Genomic DNA, 16,183 nt, shown 5'->3' on the forward strand with positions numbered 1-16,183 from the left:
GTTAATAAATTGGGTGAGTTTCGTAGTTCTCAGGATTATTATAAAACTCTTTGTTGCGAAGATAGTGGTCGGCATTGCGATATCGCCAATATTCTTCTTTGAATTGCTCGTTAGAAATTGGGAAAACTTGTTCAATCATGAATATCTCGTCATCGATATGATCTGTAGCGTCGGGGATATTTACTCTGTTGAGAAATTCCCTCACGCAGCGGAAATATTTTTCCTTTTCTGAGGTAGCATTCATTGTTTTTCTTAGCTTAGGGGTATATAGCATTCGGTCCCGCCGAAGCAGGACCTATATTGTGGATTTATATTGGTTAGAATTCGTTGTCGATTTCTGAGACAACCATGGTTGCTAACTCGGACTCCCTCATTCCGTGGTTTTTGCAGAAGTTGTAGAATTTCTCGGGATTGTGCGTATCGAGGATGTAGAATGTGCCGTAGTCGTAAGCGAATTTCACATTCATCGCCATGAGTAGGTTCGCCATACTCATCTTGGCTTTCTCGACTTTGAGGATTTTGTCTTTTTCTACCATTGTCGTTTCAGTTTTGATTAAAACATCTTATTTGCATATACAAAGATAGTCAAAAATAATCATATATGCAACTATTTGGGAGATTGTTTTAATCGCATCTGCAAGATTTTTAGTCAATTACGCGCAACAAAGCGCAAGCCAGCCTCCCGACAAACTTGCGCAACAGTAGCTGACATATTTACATATTCTCGCTTTCCTTATGAGTGCGTTGTTTTTCTATATATCGTTTGTAAGCCTCAGCGTGAATTTCTTTATCTATCTCGCTGCAGTCGCTTTCGTAGATTGTATGCGCCCTGAATAAGAAGATGATACCAGCCGGATGATTGCGGCCAAGCCACTTGTTAAATTCGGTTTCTTGCTCGTCGAGGTCTTCCCAAGTGGCACCAATGAAAGTTTGCACTTCATCTGAGTGATAGGGATCAATGGCCTCGTACCATACTTTGCGTATCATGATTTATCTTTTGGCTTATTCCGATTTTCTTGCACCCATTTAGAAAGTATTTCGGGGTTATCGTGAATGTTTCCGGCGACTTTCATGAATGGGTAATGCCGGAGCATATCGCCTAACGGACAAGTTCCCAATAATGGGCCTTCGGTGTGGGTGTGCTCGATGAGGCAGAATGCGCATTGCTCCTCGTTGTACCTCACTTCGAGAGGAATTGTGGCTACGGTGGGTTCAATGAGAATGTCGCCTTCGTAGATGTCAGTCTTGTCGAGTTGTCCGGCGATTTGACCTAATGTGGCGGGATTTACCTCGTGCCAATCCATCATATAGACTGGATTGTCGGGGGCGGTTGGAATGCCAATGAACAGTTTGCCGTGGGTTTCAGCGAGTGAGCCATACACCCACTCACCATTATCAAGGCGTTTGCCTCTGAATTTATATTTCCTCATAGCCGTCGGGATTTTCGGGACGCTTTACATAGATCGACGCTTCAATCGTATTTACATACGTGGCTCCGTCGTTGATTGTAAATAGTATGGTTCTACGCTCCAGAAGCTCGTACGCCAATAGTTGTGCCATTCGGCATCGAATGCGATTAAAGTTTAAGTATTGTGCATTCTTTGGATATTGGTAGCCCAGTTTCAACAGTTGGAGGTCTCCTACTTTTAAGGACAGCGGCGGCAGTTGCACAGCCTCCGTTGGGAACAGCCTATCGGCCCATCTGCGAAGAGTCTTCGCTATCGTCTTTTTTATTTTCATACTGCTTATTTTACTCTTGTGGTAGTCGTAGGCAACATGGTTAATAAATGTGCATACGACAAAGAATATCGCCCATCCATAATTACGGTGATAGATGTCATTGATTGCCAACCATGCGCCGAGCGATACGAACACAAGGTTGTAATACTTCATGAAGATGTGATATTTTATTTGATGTTGATTGTTACTTCACATTCTATCGGCTCTGACCGCCATGTGATTTGTGGGTAGGCTATGCGCTTCAACTCCCGAAACTGCTTTCCATGCCAATAACCGTGTCCTGGAAGTTGCCCAGTGCACCGTATCGGTTTTTCTGAGAACGCAATCAAATTTCCATCTTCTTCGCGGGCTATCCATATAGTGCCTACTTTATATTCGGCTTCAGGTATTGGGACACCTCCATTGCGAAAATCGAGTTCATTCGGGTAGTACCACAGACCCTGCTCGTCGACGTAGCCGTCATGCCCGCTTTGTCTCGCAGGATAGAAAACCTTGATTTCTCCGGTTGCAATTATTCTCGCTTTCATTCGTCTAATAATTTCATTGTCTTAATTAATCCCGCTATAAATGCGTCTTCAGGAGTATTGTAGAATTTCTCACTGGAGTATAATACCTCAAACTCCTCGATTTGTGCGTCGCTTAGTTCCCGGACTACCGGCACGTTGACCTCATCATCTATGGCGAAGTACTCACAATAACCGTAACTGTCCATTTGGCTGGCTACATCGCGGGCTTCTACGGCCCATATTAGCCGGTCTTCCTTTTCAGAGAGTGGGGTTAACAGATAGGGCCTGGGTACTATCCATGCGCTATACTTGTCGAGAGCCCATCGTTGCGCTTCGTGATAGCCTATTGGCATTTCTCCTTTGTAACCACGTGTTCGCATCATGACGGCGACGCTGGCCGGAATATGTTGTTTACTCATACGATTTTGAATTATTGAGTCTCTGTTCTACTTGTCGGTTGTCGGCTACGAAATCGTAGCAATCCTTGTCAGTTTCTCCGAATGTATCGTAGAAACAGTTTACGGAGTTCCAATTAATCCCGATAGAATGAATCTCCGGCATGCGTTGTATCAGAGATTCTATTGTCGCTATCAGATCCGTAAAGGCTTTCGTCACGCCCTCTCCGCCGTTTTTTCCTACCACATACTCTTCCCACGCATTTCGCACACTTGGAAAATCTGCAGCAAGGAAATAAGCCTTATCCATCATTGATTGCATGGTTAAACGTTCAGCCGGTGTCACTTTCTTTGAGAGTTGGAGATCCCATATCTCTTGCATAGGCATATCTCCTTCTCCATTCCAGAACATGGTTGCAGTGAAGCGAGAATTATACTCCTTAAGCGAATATGCTGAAGGGTACGACGGAAGATATTTGCGCTCCATATAGTGCATGAAACACATCCACGTTGCAATTGAACCCCTGCAAGGACGGTTAGCATCATACCACTTTCGGGGAGATTTATCCGTTGTTTTTGTATAGTATATCTCTATTGCCATGTTTATTGATTCAACGTTGTTTTAATTGATGCAAGAATCCTGATTAATTGGTCTGTCTGAAATTCAGCGTCTTCAATTGCTCTGTGAGTTTGCGGAGCTACATTGTCCCCGGCTAAATCTAGAATAGTCCTTAAATCACGGGGTTGCCAAAACTCCCACGGAAGAGGGATATTGATGGTTTCGTAGAGATCTTTAAGTACCTCTATATCCATATGTCCTTTGCTCCAAATATAACCGTCAATGGTTAAATGAGAGGAAACGAACTCATTTACATGTGAAATAAGCTCCGAGTATGAATGGCAGTTGAAGTCTGTGTCTATGTTCGGATTGGCTAAAAGCCAAATAACCGTTTCCCCTGAGAATGTCCTGCCGCAAGTGTTCCATACGTCTGGGGCTACTGATAGTTGTCTTTTGGATATAATAGTACCGTCAGAGTTAAATGCGACCAATCCAACCTCTCTTATAGCGGCATCATTTCGCCTGCCAAGAGTTTCTATATCAATCATTATGCTGCTCATAGTTTTTGGATTTCTGAGTTGTAGTAATTGAGAGCTCGTTCGATTGCTTCTCTGAAGATGCTTTTTACTGCTGTCGGTATCGGCATTTTATTTTCGTTGACGAGGAATGACCATTCGCGTTTTTCCCCCTCGATTGCCTTTTGCCTCATGTCGATGATTATGTCTCTCTCCGACATAAGCTCTGTGCATTTCAATGCTTTTAATAAGTCCATGTCGTTTTTATTTAGAATTGTTATCTAATATTTCTTTTCCGAATATTCTCTTGAGAGCATCCGAATAACCACGGCTATACTCTGTTGTACCTCCTTCTGCAGCATAGAAAAGTTTCTGTATCTCACCCTTTTCTGGCCCAGTGATCCTTTGAGCGAGAGATTGTGATAAAATATAGTTGACGGCAGCGTCAAAGCCGGCCTTAAAGTGGAGATAGCGGGCACTCCGGAATCCGTAGATTACAGTATTCCGATTCTTCTCGCAATAGTCTACGTAAATTTTCTTTCGAGTTTCTTCTGTGATTTCCATCTTCTATTTTACTTCCAGTTCGTCCAGGATTTTCAGCACTTCCTGATATCTTGTCAGACCTTGCCAATTCTCTTGTATGTCGTCATTCTCTCGGTCGTAATGTTCATCGAGGATGTATTCGTTAATGGTCTCTCCGAAAGCCTCATCTGATAGACCATAGTCCGGGTCGCAATCGTCATACATTCCGAGTTTCCGGGCAACAGCTTGGCATTCCACATGACAAATCCAGTCTCCGACTATTCCATCACAGATATTTGTCTGTCTCAAATATTTCTGACCTTTGTGGATAGTTCCATAGCAGAACATACATTTGTGCTCTTTGCGGGCCACCGGCGTTATTTCTTTGAGTATCGTCATATTACTACCTTGTCTTTTTATGTGATATACGATAGACAGCAATTGCACTCGCCGCATTCAATAAAGCTAGCACGACAAATATAGTGCACCAATAGTAACGATGAACCATTGCATTGGCGACTAAACAAGATATTGATAACATAACGCTCGCACAATTAAATATGATACAAAAAGTATTCATTGCTTCTTCTTCGATTTTATAGGTGATAGTTTGAGGATCTTATTTGCAAGCTCTACCTTTAGTACAACTCGTAACACATCACTCGTACAATACTTTCTGCTTTGATGCTGGCACGTAAGTTACATCATCCCATCGTTTATGGTCAGATGATGGAAAAAGCATACAAGCAGAAGTATAGTCGTTTTCTGATGTCGCTGTGCCATTATGGTCAAAACTTACTTCAATACCATCATAATTTTCAATAATAATGTTTCCATTTTCAATGCGTACAAATTTGACTTCTTTTGCTTCGCGGAGTCGACCCTTGTACCATCGTTCGTACCATAAAATAGTACCGGACTCGGCGGTTTTCAGCTTAGAAAGAATAGGATTCTCTGTCTGTTTATAGATATCCTGAAGTTGTTTGAGTTCCTGCTCCTTGCTGTATATTTCACATCTCAACTTGTAGTGGAGGTATGGTTTTATCTCACGGATGCGATAATCAAGATAGTCAGGATTAAACATCCTGAATGTTACTGAAATGGAAGCAGGTAATCCGATGTTTACACCCTCTTCAGTCAGCCCATACAATATGATTTCGTCATCAAATACATGGTGTTGATACGCTGGGCTATGAATGTCGATTTGAGTATAACAAGAGCACCCATTCTCATATTTCTCCAAGTCACTTTCTACGGGTCCCCATTGTTTTAGTAAATTTCCAACCGCTGGCAAGTGATATTCCAGATACAATTTTCGGGCATATTGATAGCCTAAAAACCACACCTCCCAAGTCTTCTGTCGTATAAGATTAAACAAAGCGCTTTTTCGGGATATTGAATCGGTGGTTTGATGTTCTTTTACGGTGTCTAAAATTTCTTCTGGTGTCATGCTTCTAATGGTTGTTGTGATGTTAATAACTAGATCCAAAGGCATCTTGCCCGGCAATCTCTCCGTCTTCCGAACAATTTTCAAAAGGCAAATAAATTCTACCTTTGTTCGGTACTTTCTTTAATGTTTCGGCTAACTTATCTCTAAGGCAGTTGTCAAGATCGAACCATTCAACATTATCTAACGCCCATTTAACGTAATTGGGATCGCTCTCGATAACATCAGAAACAAACTTGCCTTTGTGTTTCCCGAAAGTGAATTTATCTTCACGCATTATAAAGACTGGCATTTCTCTAAACACAGTATTATCTATCCCGAAACAGGCACAAGGTTGTTTATTGTCACTTTGCCAAGATTGCCAGCATTCCTTTGCCAAATCACAAAATTTACATGAATTGTGAGGACTATCCACTAACGCGTATAGTTTGCCATTCATTATTATGGCATTGTCTGGAAATACACTGCTCATTTCTTCTTTTGGTGTTTAAGGCGTGTTATAGCGTCCTTTTTAGAGTACGCCATAACCTTATGCCCTTTGATTGAAAATTCGCGTAACTGTCTGCTATCAACCGCTTTTATGGGTCTGTCGGAGAACTTAACTTTCGTTCTCGGAAGTCGCTCCATGAACAAAGCGTCAATGTCATATCCAAACATTATGTGTTACCTCCTTTCAGCGGCGGGATGGGGAGCCATGCTTTCACAGATATTTGTTTAAAATATACAGACATTGCATATCCTCCTTGGTACTTTCCATCTATCCACGGAGCAACTTCAACGATTAGCCGATCATTTCCATGTTCAAGCAATGTAAGATGACTCCCATCCTCCGGCAGCTCCACCTTCGGGTCTTTCCACTGCGAGGCGAGGGCTTCGGCGGCTCCGGCAAGGTAGGCTTGCTGAATATCTTTGGAGTCAAAATAAGGGGCAAGGTGGTCGAGGGGGTGAGCTGGTCTACTTATAGCGCGGACAAGTTCTTTCTCGGCATACGCTTTCGCTTTTTCTTCGTTTGTCATAGCCTGTTGAGTTTATAGTTGTTGGCGTTCAGCCATTCGATTGCCTGAACGCATACTTCGATGATGTCGGTGGAGTATATGCACATCAAGTTGTGGCATTCATCATATATGCAGTACTGATAGTCTATTTGCCAACCACTCATGAAGGGATAGATTAGCAGTCCATATTTTTGCACCTCATCATAAGGGCTTTCATCTACTTTTATCTCTTTCGGAAGAAGTCCGAGCAACGCCGATAAAGACCACACAAGCGTCTCTTTTGTCTCGTCAACTGGGAAATCTTGCGTCCTATTCAAAAGATTTCCCAAACGTGTTTCAATCATATCCGCCGTCTCGGGGTCAACTCCGCATTCAAGCAGCCGGCGGGACTGCGAGCAACAGGTTGCTATCATGGTTTATTTGAGTTGTTGTTTATTGTTATCGATGGATATGTATGTTTTGTTAATGACAATATCGTTATTGCGCTTTTACACCGTTCTATATTGCCCTCAAAATATCGTGTTGCAAGAATTGTGTATGCAATTTCAAAAATGTTCTTTTTTCTCCAAGGGAATGTATATACGTAATCTCGCCCATTTTTTTGAGACTCATGTGTAAACATATAGTACTTCTGATTTCGGGCATAGTTGATAGTACAACCGTACGTCCTCAGATTTAACTTTATTCTCTTAGATTTTTTCATTTCACTTGGGCTTAGACACACATTGTTAATTTAGAATGTTATTACTGCTAAAACTGGAGCCGAAGAGAGTCGATATCCACGAGAGGCTGCTTCGCACGCCATCGTCTCGTTATCTGTGACTTTGAGGTTTATGAGGATTTCCCGACGTTCATCGTTGGTAAATTCGGGCGTGCAGAAGATGTCCGACACGTCGTTGAATGTGCTTTCGTTGTTCACCATAACGATGCTGTTGAAAGGTGTCTCATAGAGGAAAGCCACGATTTTCACTGTTGTCTTTTGGACACGCTCTGCGTACTGGATTGCGGCTCTGACAAAGCGTTTCATTAGATAGTATTTCTTCTCTCGCGCATTGGTATGAACACACCCAGGAGCCAGACCAATTTCCATAAGTTCTGCTGTTGCTGACATTTTATTTTGAGTTGAGGGTTACCATTGGTGATTGCCAAGTTCTCTGGTGACAATGAACTTATTCGGCTTGTCTTCTGACATAGGGTTAGTGCTCATTTCTACGAGCGATACACAACCATGAGCGTCCATTACGCGCTGGTCGTATTTCCACGTTTCATAATCGTGTCGGGCCTCTTCGTAATCGTCGTAGAGTTCCTCTTCGTCGATGTCTGCGTGTATTGCCAGCACTTTCAGTCGATAAATTTTGTTGGGAGCATACTCAAAGTGTCCTAAATCTCTTGCCATATTGTGGTGATTATTTTTGATTGGGAATATCTTATTTGCGTGATTAGTGATCCGTTTCAGGGTGTCTATAGGTTTCTTATGTATAGTCATAACTTCAGGAATCTCTCAAAGCGAGTACCTACTTCTGTCATAACCATCGGCCACCCGTATAGAGCCACTAGCAGTATCTTCATGCCGACTTGAGGGATATAACCATCTGCACCCCCAACTTCTGCGTAGATGTTGGGGTACATTTTGGCATACTCAAAAGCTGCCTTTAACAATTTGTCTTTGCTTAACTGTAAGACTCTCCCGTTCTCAATGTCGGTAAAGAATAAATCCCTGCCGTCAAATAGACCTTCGGCTGTTGCTTCGTAGTAAGGGTCGGCCTCTATGGGATTCCCTATAGCCAACATTTGGCCGAGGTCGAACTGATAACCATAGTCCAAAGCACTCGTAATGAGAGATTGTAACTCCTGACAGTCTATTACCGGCATGTCAGTCAACTGTTCCGTTGCCATAGTACATATCGAATCGTTTCATTTCAGAAAGAGAGCGATACCACTCGTCGTATTCTGCCTTGACAGCATTGTCAGCAAACTTGAAATAGCAGCCGTTGCAGTATCGGTACGTTCTATTTGCGTTGTAGAAGTTCTCGAACAGCTCCTCTTTTGTGGAGGCTTCCATCGTGATTTCCTCCTCTATGGCAAAATCCCAATATTTGAGGACTTTCGCCTTGTAAGCTCTGGATGTCCCTACGGGAGTTCCGGTTGTTTTCTCCATTCAGCGGTTGGTTTTTTGATTATTTTTATCCTATTTGCATACGCAAAGATAATCAAAAATAATCATTTATGCAAGTTTTAGAGGGTTTATTTTAATCATATCTGCAATTTTTCAATGACATTTAGGCCGTTTCGGATATTATTTGTATCTTTGCACCTAAGTTGATAACTTGACAAGAGAGTCAGTAATACAACAGACATACAATAGCCTAATCGTCGTCGAACTACCACCTTGATAACTCCAGGCTATCGAAAGTTTACCCACTGGGCATTGTGGCTCTGTGTGCATATACGCGCAGGACACGACCTATTGGGTAAACGGCTGTGGTAGGCCGGACGACGTTAGGCTGCTGTCCTGCGTCTTTTTGTGGGTAGTTGCCAATAATGAGCAAATATGAAGTACAATGGTAACTATCAAGCATAACATCGACGAAATTCAATTCAAATATCTTTGGGCTAAGTATGTAAAGGGTTCCAATCTCGATCGACACTGCGCCCAATGCGTTCCGGGCAAGTTCAGCAAGAAGTTCTCCGGAGCCTGGAACAGCAATCTTCTTCAGCAGCCGGTTTTGAAAATGGATGAGGTCGCTGACGGAGAGTATCAGGCAATATATTTTTGCGGAGTATTTAAAAAAGGGTTCTCCACCAAGAAAAACTATCCTCATAACTTACACCTTGCGGTCATTCCTGAAGAGGGCCGAAGTGACGTCTTTGATTTCGAGAATTGGCATATTGAGATTGAAGGCGGATATATTTCACGCATCCCTGCTGAAGAGGAACTTGACGATAGATTCTTCAATGCTCCATACGACTATCACTATTACACCTGTCGAATATTCAGGTGGATGGTGGGCTTCTTTTACCCCGAACTTCTAAAACCTACTATATGAAACAAATTATCTTTACGCTCTTGTGTATGATTATCACGACTTCGGCGTATGCGCAGAAGATATTGAGCGATGACACAACCAATGGCACACGTTCGATTATTACGAGCAAAGAAAATGTAAAGTCCGGCAACGACCGCATTGTAGTTTATGCCGGCGTAAACCTCATGCAGTCCGGCGACACTCCGACGTACTTTCTGTCTCTCAAGCTGTCCGCGATGAAACATATGGTTATCAGCAAAGACGGGCGTATAATGCTCAAAGATTCCGAGGGCAATGTTGTTACGCTCACTACATCCCAAGGCAGCTACGGGTCGGATATGAAGAACGTAGGCGGTTTCAACTTATACGAAATCAATGTTGACTATCCAATCTCCTACGAACAGTTGCAACAGCTCGCTAAGGGAGTTGCCAAGATTCGTATTGAACTTGATAACGATGAGCCATTCAACAAAGAGTACAAGAAAGACAAGATTGGCAAGGTTCTCACGACCGATTTAAGCCTTATTGCCGGCGCGCTCGGCACTGACAAAAAGGCTTCTTTCTCGGAAGGGTTCTGAGAGTAATTGGGTCGACGGTTATATACCGCCGGCCCTAACTATATGCTGACGGTTGTGCGAAAATGGTCGACAATATTATATATGGTCCGCTGGGACTTTGCATACTTGTCTGCAAGGACGCATACACAATAGACCGTCTTGTGGTTCTGTTTTTTCATGGCGCAAAACTCTTCATAAATCTGGAGATTGTCGATGTCGTTCACACTAATCTGATTGTTTTTCAAGATTTGTAGAAGGCTTTCGTTGCTTTTGATTAGTTCGTAGCAGTTCATATCTATCAGAAATTATCTAAGTTTTCAATCATATCCACTCTTTCCTGGGCCTCGGTGATTTCTACCACCGATACCACGGGTTTAATCTCTCTGGCGGCTCTCTCGAAGGAGTCGGTCATCATTTCAGCACTGTCGACACTCTCGTAAGAGTTGGCTACCTGAATGGGAACGCCGGCACCTATGCTATTCATAGCAGCTAGCAGTGGCTCGAACATTCTCGTAGCGCGCGCTGTCATTACATACTCCCCATTGGAGAGCATTGCAGGTATGCTGTCGCTCGTTCCGGAGCCCGGTCCATTAACCTTACCACCGGTTGCAAACTTCGCGCTTTTGACAGTCGAAATCGCAGTTGCGACATTCGCGAGCACCGTGGCTACAGTGGTGGCTATTGCCGCAAGGTTCGCAGGGAACGGTAGGGCCGATGCGCTTGCGATACCTGAAGATATGGCTCGGCCGGTGTCGATAGCGATTTGAGCAAGGGTGATAACCTTTGCCATCTTAGCAAATGCTGAGTTTTCTTCGCCGAGGGTTTCGAGGAGACCTACAAGCCCATTAGTGACGGCTCGTACGGCCTGCTGTTTGGCTTGCTCGTTCTTAACATACGCATCATTGATGGCGACCTGCTTGTTTAACCATTCCTGCTTGGCGGCGTTTTGCTCGGCAAGCCATTCCGCGTCAGTCTGAGTCGATAGTTGACCGCGCTCGATCAGGGCTTCGTAAGCTTTTTGCGCACTTTCCTCTTCAAGCCGGAGTTTTTCAGCTTCAAAACCACCGATGGATTCAAGCTTACGTTGCCGATCAGCTTCCATTTCTGTGTCAGTCATCACACGGATGCCTTCACGATGTAGTTGCTTTTCTGTTTCGGCAATATCGAGCTGTGCTATTTCGTTCTGTAAAACTTGCTTTTGCCTTTCTATATTGAGGGTTCTGTATTCCTCATCAGCAGCTTCTCGCTCTTTACGGTACTTATCGCGAATTGCAGCTAAGGCTTCCTGCCTCTCGGTCTCATTCTCGTAGTCCTTTTCAGCTTGGGCGAGGTCGAGTTTTTCTTTCTGGTCTATGGAAGCAAGTTTCAGCTCGAGTTCCTGCTTGGTGCCTTCTTCAACAGCAGATAATTTCAGTTCGATTAGCTTGCTGTCGTGCTCGACTTGTTTTTTGATTTCTTCGGCATCAAATTCAGCAAGAGCATTAGCTTTCTGCTTCTCGATTGAAGATATAATGCTGAGTATGGCTTCCCGGCTTTTCTCTGTAAGAGTTTTATCTTCGGCAAGTTTCTTCTTGTAATCTTCAATCTGTCGGTCATATGACAACACCAACTGTTTACGGCGAGTTGCGGCTGCTTGAACGGTTATTTTAAGAAGCTCATCTTCTGCTTTTCGTAACAGTTCTGCCTCAGTCTTCGCCGGATCTGTGGTTGCAGATTTCGACGATGTCGACTTGGGCGTATTTTTTTTAGGTGTATTTCCGCTTTCTCCGGATTGAGAGTCTGTTACCGAAGCAGCCGCAGTAGATGTTTTAATCTCAACTTTTTCTAATTTCTTATCCATTTGCGCCCATGCCTCTTTAGTATTCTCAACTGTTTCATTGGCGATAGCACTAACTGCTTTTCGAGTAGCACTGCGGAATTGATCCCAACCGGCACTTACATCGTCCCAATTTAAGGTTAATGCCCCTTTTATGATTTTCGCGAGACCCATAATTTCATCGGCGATAAGACCGCATATGTTCTTAATTACAGACCATGCGGTTTTGAACTGGAGCGTGATTGATGCCACCCCAGCTCGAACGACGATAGAATTATTATATAGGTCGATGAACCAATTTACAACTTCTATTAGCCCCTTGACAATCGCAGTTATTCCTTGTGTGACAAATAATTTAGCATTGGCTGTCATTGTTTCAAAGGTACCTCCAGTTGTATCGAATAGAGCAGAAAGCGCGGCGTTCAATTCCGTCTGAGCCTGCACCTGCTCTTCCTGAATCTGTGCAACAATGCCTTGTTTTTCCACACATTCGTCGAGGTTGGTGTTGAGGTCGGCAATCGTTCCAATCATTTTAGCCCCGGCCTCTACGCCCTGCTGTCCAAATACATTCTTCAGCGTCTCGCCAACTACCTGTGAATCGGCGGGCATGTCTTTGAGTTTTCCGGCAACTTCCTGAAGCACGTCGAATGTAGTCTTAGAGCCGTCTGATATATCTTTCTGCACCTGCTTAGCGTTGATACCAATGGCTTTCAAAGAATCTGCGGTAGCCGTCGACATTTCACGAATGCGCTCGTTACCTTCTTTGAGAGATTCCAAACCTTTATCGCCCCAAAGACCAGTAGAAGTCTGCGAGACAATTGCCATATATTGCTTAGCCGACATTCCCATTTCGTTGAATGCGGCGGGCATCTTCTGAAGTTTGTCAAGCATGTCACCACCGATGTTTCCACCGGCTTCATAGCCTTCTTTTATAGTATCAAGTGCTTCCTGCCACGATATGCCAAACTGCGCCACCAGAACGTCTGCGGTAGCCAGGACGTCTTGAAAATCGTCTCCGAATACGTCGCATATAGCTGTCACTTGGTCTCGATAAGCCCTCATGTCATCACCTGCCAGCCCTGTGAACTGTTTTGTTAGTCGACTGGCTTCCTCAAGTCCTTTGTTGTAGTCATACCACGCCTTTGCAAGCATGACAGTACCGGCAAGACCTAAAAAGGCTAAAACATACGGATTGGAGAGCAGACCGAGTAGGGTTTTCCATAAGGCTTTGGCCTTTACATTTAGACCTTCCATTACGGACCCCGCTGAGTTTCTAGAAAGAGCCTCAAGGGAACTGCCAAATTTTGTATTTATTCCTACAAGTTCTCCGAGGGAATCAACAAGACCGGTACTCTGGTCCTCATGTTCTTGTATGACGGCATTGTTTTCTTCAATCTTCTTGTTGAGGGTTTCGATTGCGTCGGCCGCGCCTTCCGCAGACGGGTCTATGCTAGCGAGGGCGCGGCGGAGAACTTCGTTAGCATCCTCGGCTTCCTCTGCGGTCTTACACTCTTTCGACAGTGCTTCTATCAGTCCGTTGGTGGCATTAGCGGCCTGGCCCATGGCGTTAGGGTAGTTGCCTACATTGCGGAAGAAACGCTGCGTGCCCTGCTCGGCTTCCTTGAGTTTGGTGGTAAGTTCATTTATCTGGGCTTTCAGGTTCTCTCCGACTTCACCGGTTCGGTCCGCTTCACTCAGACGGTCATACTCTGCAGTCAGGTTCGACAGTTCTGCTCGCCATTGCACAAGAGAGCCGAGGTTCTCCTGCTGGGCTTTCTCCTGATTATTGATTTGCCGCGTGAGGGTATTTATGGCCGCGTTCTGCTGGTTTATGAATATGCGGGTTGTTTCTACCTGCCGGGCATATTCTTCCTGGCTGATATTACCCTCGTCAAGCTCCTTTTTGAGTTCCTTTTGACGAGCCATAGCATCAGCCACCTCTTTGCGGTACTTGGCAATCTGATCCAGGGCATCTTTATATCGCACCTGAATGTCCAATATTTTCGTTTTTACGTCGTTGTTAGCCATATTATTCTTCCTCCGGGAGTTTTAGCAGTTCGCATTTACATATACCCTTGCTGTCGCGAGTAATTGTCACTATGGCAAAAAAAGCACAGTATTTCGACAAGTACACTGGCGTAGAGTAGTCTAATATCCTCAAATCATGTTCATTTAAGCGCAGATTTTCTGAGATGATTACGGGGTTCTCCATTATTTTTGACAGGTATGAATACGATGAGTCGTTATTTATCCTCGGAAAATCATTCCATACCTCCATACCCATCCATATTATACCGGTCGGTGTTCCCGGTGAAGAGTATTGGATGAATGGTTTAATCATGCCAAAACAAGGTTTCGCCTCTTTGGTCTTCACTTCGTCATTTTCGACATACCAAAATTTCATGGTATCACCTGTCTGCCGTTTGGGATCTTTCTTGTTTTTTATATAAGGAGCGTAAAACGGAAGTTGAATGATGGTTTTGTTTTTTTCGATTACTTCATTTTGAACACGAATTATACCGATTCCACTTTCGTAGACATCTGTTTCGTCTTCGTCGGCGTCACTATCTACATTGTCGTTCTTCATAATGTAATAGTTATTTTGACCAAAACCATTTACGCTATAAGTTGTTTTACTTGGTAACGTTGCATACTCAGACGTAATCTTACTGCTCCAATCTAAGGAGTTGCCCGCAAGGAGTTTTCCTCTTATGTCAGTATAGAAGACCGGAATTATCTCATTGGCATTATTAATAGTAGGAAATGCTCCCATCATAAAGAATAGGGACTTCATTAGCGTCAAGCAGCTAATGTCGGGAAGATTACTCATTAGGTCCATTGGCATTGAGCCAGCTTCACTTTCAGTTTCATTCCATTTGATACTATCTATGGAATAGGTTGAATAAAGTCGAGTATATGAGTTTTCTAAAATTCCTGAAACGCTGAATCTATTAAGTCCACAAGTGAAAGCCATGAATACAGTGGCCCCCGACGGGAGTGTAAAGGTCAAGCGGTCTTTGCCATTCTTTTGGGAGAAATCAAAGACCCAGCAAAGAATTCCGCTAGAAGATACTCCATATTTCCCCTCTATTCCTGCGACCTCATTTGTGTCGATAAAAAATGAAAGTTTGGGAGAACTGCCTGCCGATTCGTTGAGCGTCACATCCCAGTCATATCGGTCAGGACGCCACATAAAATTGGCACAGAATTGGCTGTCGGCATCTATTTCTAGTGCAGATTTACTTATATTGGTAATGCTTATCACGCTTCCTGCGTCATTCTTATTTACTCGCAGGAAATTAGCATCAACAGTCCCGAAGGCATTTGTCGGGCTAACAATTACATTGCCAATACCATTTATCGACTGGCCGTTTACGAAGCCCATTAAGAGCGATGCTATTTCTTTTTCTTCTTCATCTGAAACATTTATTGCAGGAATTACCCCCATTTTGATAATGTCGTGAGTATCGGCCTCTTCGCCATAGACATAAGCTTTACCGAGATTGAATTTAGTTCCAAACTGAGTGTTTATCAATTCAATAAGTCGATAAACAGGAATGGCCGGTAGAGGGAAAAAGGAGTAGGTGTTATAGATATTTTTATTGCCGCCTTCGCTGATATAGGGTAGTCCTGCATTATATAGTGGTTGGACGTAGTTCAGGGTATTTTTGTAATCTCCAATCTTAGCATTACATGGGCCAAAAATTGGTTTGGCTTCTAAAGGCAACTCACGAATAGATATGTCATTATCTTTCAATGCTTGAAAGCCGTCAATAACCCCCCAAGTCATTACAGCATTAAAACATGTTTCGGTGCTGTCGATATACAGATTCGCATTTGAAAATAGAGGTATGCCATTCTGCATGTACTCTGCTTTCAGTCTCCTGCGGATTTTAGAAGAAATACAGCGAATATCATCCGCGTTATTGAGGATACGCCGGTTGTTCGCAGTCATTGGCAGCCTGAAAGTGTATGTGCGAGAGCAGGTGATCTTTGACAAATCACCAAAGATATTGCTCGCGAAATTTAAGGTTATTCCGCTCGGCATGGAAAGGTCTACTTTAAACCTTTGCCCGTTGTCTATGATATATAATTCTTCGTACAT

The 16,183-nt window shown here is 43.6% G+C and carries 24 protein-coding genes; 2 read left to right on the forward strand and 22 right to left on the reverse strand.

From position 1 onward, the window contains the following. Position 1 precedes the first annotated feature (1 nt). The 20 genes from E4T81_RS12350 to E4T81_RS12450 form a co-directional block, all read right to left on the reverse strand. Positions 2–244: a hypothetical protein gene (locus E4T81_RS12350; protein WP_135045009.1), complete on the reverse strand. Its 243-nt coding sequence runs from the start codon at positions 242–244 to the stop codon at positions 2–4. Between the two features lie 73 nt (positions 245–317). Further along, complete coding sequence (locus E4T81_RS12355) at positions 318–536, reverse strand: hypothetical protein (RefSeq protein ID WP_135045011.1); 219 nt, start codon at positions 534–536, stop codon at positions 318–320. Between the two features lie 178 nt (positions 537–714). Further along, a complete protein-coding gene (locus E4T81_RS12360; RefSeq protein ID WP_135045013.1) occupies positions 715–987 on the reverse strand; it encodes a hypothetical protein in 273 nt (90 codons plus the stop codon). Next, positions 984–1,430: a YopX family protein gene (locus E4T81_RS12365; RefSeq protein WP_135045015.1), complete on the reverse strand. Its 447-nt coding sequence runs from the start codon at positions 1,428–1,430 to the stop codon at positions 984–986. Before E4T81_RS12365 ends, E4T81_RS12360 begins: the two co-directional genes overlap by 4 nt. After that, positions 1,417–1,893, reverse strand: coding sequence for a hypothetical protein (locus E4T81_RS12370; protein ID WP_135045017.1), 477 nt, complete (start codon positions 1,891–1,893; stop codon positions 1,417–1,419). The genes E4T81_RS12365 and E4T81_RS12370 overlap by 14 nt, the downstream gene beginning before the upstream one ends. A gap of 14 nt (positions 1,894–1,907) precedes the next feature. After that, the gene (locus E4T81_RS12375; RefSeq protein WP_135045019.1) at positions 1,908–2,267 is read right to left on the reverse strand and encodes a hypothetical protein; all 360 of its coding nucleotides are present in this window, start codon (positions 2,265–2,267) and stop codon (positions 1,908–1,910) included. After that, the gene (locus tag E4T81_RS12380) at positions 2,264–2,665 is read right to left on the reverse strand and encodes a hypothetical protein (RefSeq protein ID WP_135045021.1); all 402 of its coding nucleotides are present in this window, start codon (positions 2,663–2,665) and stop codon (positions 2,264–2,266) included. The genes E4T81_RS12375 and E4T81_RS12380 overlap by 4 nt, the downstream gene beginning before the upstream one ends. Further along, positions 2,658–3,242, reverse strand: coding sequence for a hypothetical protein (locus tag E4T81_RS12385; RefSeq protein WP_135045023.1), 585 nt, complete (start codon positions 3,240–3,242; stop codon positions 2,658–2,660). Before E4T81_RS12385 ends, E4T81_RS12380 begins: the two co-directional genes overlap by 8 nt. 2 nt (positions 3,243–3,244) lie before the next feature. Beyond that, positions 3,245–3,760, reverse strand: a complete 516-nt coding sequence (locus tag E4T81_RS12390; RefSeq protein WP_135045025.1) for a 3'-5' exonuclease — start codon at positions 3,758–3,760, stop codon at positions 3,245–3,247. Continuing rightward, positions 3,757–3,972: a hypothetical protein gene (locus tag E4T81_RS12395; protein WP_135045027.1), complete on the reverse strand. Its 216-nt coding sequence runs from the start codon at positions 3,970–3,972 to the stop codon at positions 3,757–3,759. The genes E4T81_RS12390 and E4T81_RS12395 overlap by 4 nt, the downstream gene beginning before the upstream one ends. A gap of 7 nt (positions 3,973–3,979) precedes the next feature. Then, positions 3,980–4,279: a hypothetical protein gene (locus E4T81_RS12400; RefSeq protein WP_135045029.1), complete on the reverse strand. Its 300-nt coding sequence runs from the start codon at positions 4,277–4,279 to the stop codon at positions 3,980–3,982. A gap of 3 nt (positions 4,280–4,282) precedes the next feature. Further along, positions 4,283–4,495, reverse strand: coding sequence for a hypothetical protein (locus tag E4T81_RS12405; RefSeq protein ID WP_135045031.1), 213 nt, complete (start codon positions 4,493–4,495; stop codon positions 4,283–4,285). Between the two features lie 400 nt (positions 4,496–4,895). Continuing rightward, a complete protein-coding gene (locus E4T81_RS12410; protein WP_135045033.1) occupies positions 4,896–5,687 on the reverse strand; it encodes a hypothetical protein in 792 nt (263 codons plus the stop codon). Between the two features lie 22 nt (positions 5,688–5,709). Beyond that, positions 5,710–6,156 (reverse strand): hypothetical protein, encoded by a 447-nt coding sequence (locus E4T81_RS12415; protein ID WP_135045035.1) that lies wholly within the window; start codon positions 6,154–6,156, stop codon positions 5,710–5,712. A gap of 184 nt (positions 6,157–6,340) precedes the next feature. After that, positions 6,341–6,700: a hypothetical protein gene (locus E4T81_RS12425; RefSeq protein ID WP_135045039.1), complete on the reverse strand. Its 360-nt coding sequence runs from the start codon at positions 6,698–6,700 to the stop codon at positions 6,341–6,343. Continuing rightward, positions 6,697–7,092 carry a hypothetical protein gene (locus tag E4T81_RS12430; protein ID WP_135045041.1) on the reverse strand — a complete coding sequence of 132 codons (396 nt, stop codon included), beginning with the start codon at positions 7,090–7,092 and terminating at the stop codon, positions 6,697–6,699. Before E4T81_RS12430 ends, E4T81_RS12425 begins: the two co-directional genes overlap by 4 nt. Before the next feature lie 320 nt (positions 7,093–7,412). Further along, the gene (locus E4T81_RS12435; RefSeq protein ID WP_135045043.1) at positions 7,413–7,706 is read right to left on the reverse strand and encodes a hypothetical protein; all 294 of its coding nucleotides are present in this window, start codon (positions 7,704–7,706) and stop codon (positions 7,413–7,415) included. Between the two features lie 102 nt (positions 7,707–7,808). Then, positions 7,809–8,075, reverse strand: a complete 267-nt coding sequence (locus E4T81_RS12440) for a hypothetical protein (RefSeq protein ID WP_135045045.1) — start codon at positions 8,073–8,075, stop codon at positions 7,809–7,811. Between the two features lie 86 nt (positions 8,076–8,161). Beyond that, on the reverse strand, positions 8,162–8,575 hold the full coding sequence (locus E4T81_RS12445; protein WP_167761889.1) for a hypothetical protein: 414 nt from the start codon (positions 8,573–8,575) through the stop codon (positions 8,162–8,164). Then, positions 8,553–8,837, reverse strand: coding sequence for a hypothetical protein (locus E4T81_RS12450; RefSeq protein WP_135045049.1), 285 nt, complete (start codon positions 8,835–8,837; stop codon positions 8,553–8,555). Before E4T81_RS12450 ends, E4T81_RS12445 begins: the two co-directional genes overlap by 23 nt. Before the next feature lie 403 nt (positions 8,838–9,240). On the opposite strand from E4T81_RS12450, the gene E4T81_RS12455 reads away from it, so the two are divergent. Continuing rightward, positions 9,241–9,726 carry a hypothetical protein gene (locus tag E4T81_RS12455; protein WP_135045051.1) on the forward strand — a complete coding sequence of 162 codons (486 nt, stop codon included), beginning with the start codon at positions 9,241–9,243 and terminating at the stop codon, positions 9,724–9,726. Continuing rightward, entirely contained in the window at positions 9,723–10,283 is a 561-nt protein-coding gene (locus E4T81_RS12460; RefSeq protein ID WP_135045052.1) for a hypothetical protein, read from the forward strand. The genes E4T81_RS12455 and E4T81_RS12460 overlap by 4 nt, the downstream gene beginning before the upstream one ends. Before the next feature lie 277 nt (positions 10,284–10,560). Here E4T81_RS12460 and E4T81_RS12465 read toward each other — a convergent pair whose 3' ends face one another. Both E4T81_RS12465 and E4T81_RS12470 read right to left on the reverse strand, forming a co-directional pair. Continuing rightward, the gene (locus E4T81_RS12465; RefSeq protein ID WP_135045054.1) at positions 10,561–14,106 is read right to left on the reverse strand and encodes a phage tail tape measure protein; all 3,546 of its coding nucleotides are present in this window, start codon (positions 14,104–14,106) and stop codon (positions 10,561–10,563) included. A 1-nt stretch (position 14,107) separates the two neighbouring features. Next, positions 14,108–16,183 (reverse strand): hypothetical protein, encoded by a 2,076-nt coding sequence (locus E4T81_RS12470; RefSeq protein ID WP_135045056.1) that lies wholly within the window; start codon positions 16,181–16,183, stop codon positions 14,108–14,110.

The sequence above is a fragment of the Barnesiella sp. WM24 genome (assembly GCF_004570975.1).
GTDB lineage: Bacteria > Bacteroidota > Bacteroidia > Bacteroidales > Muribaculaceae > Muribaculum.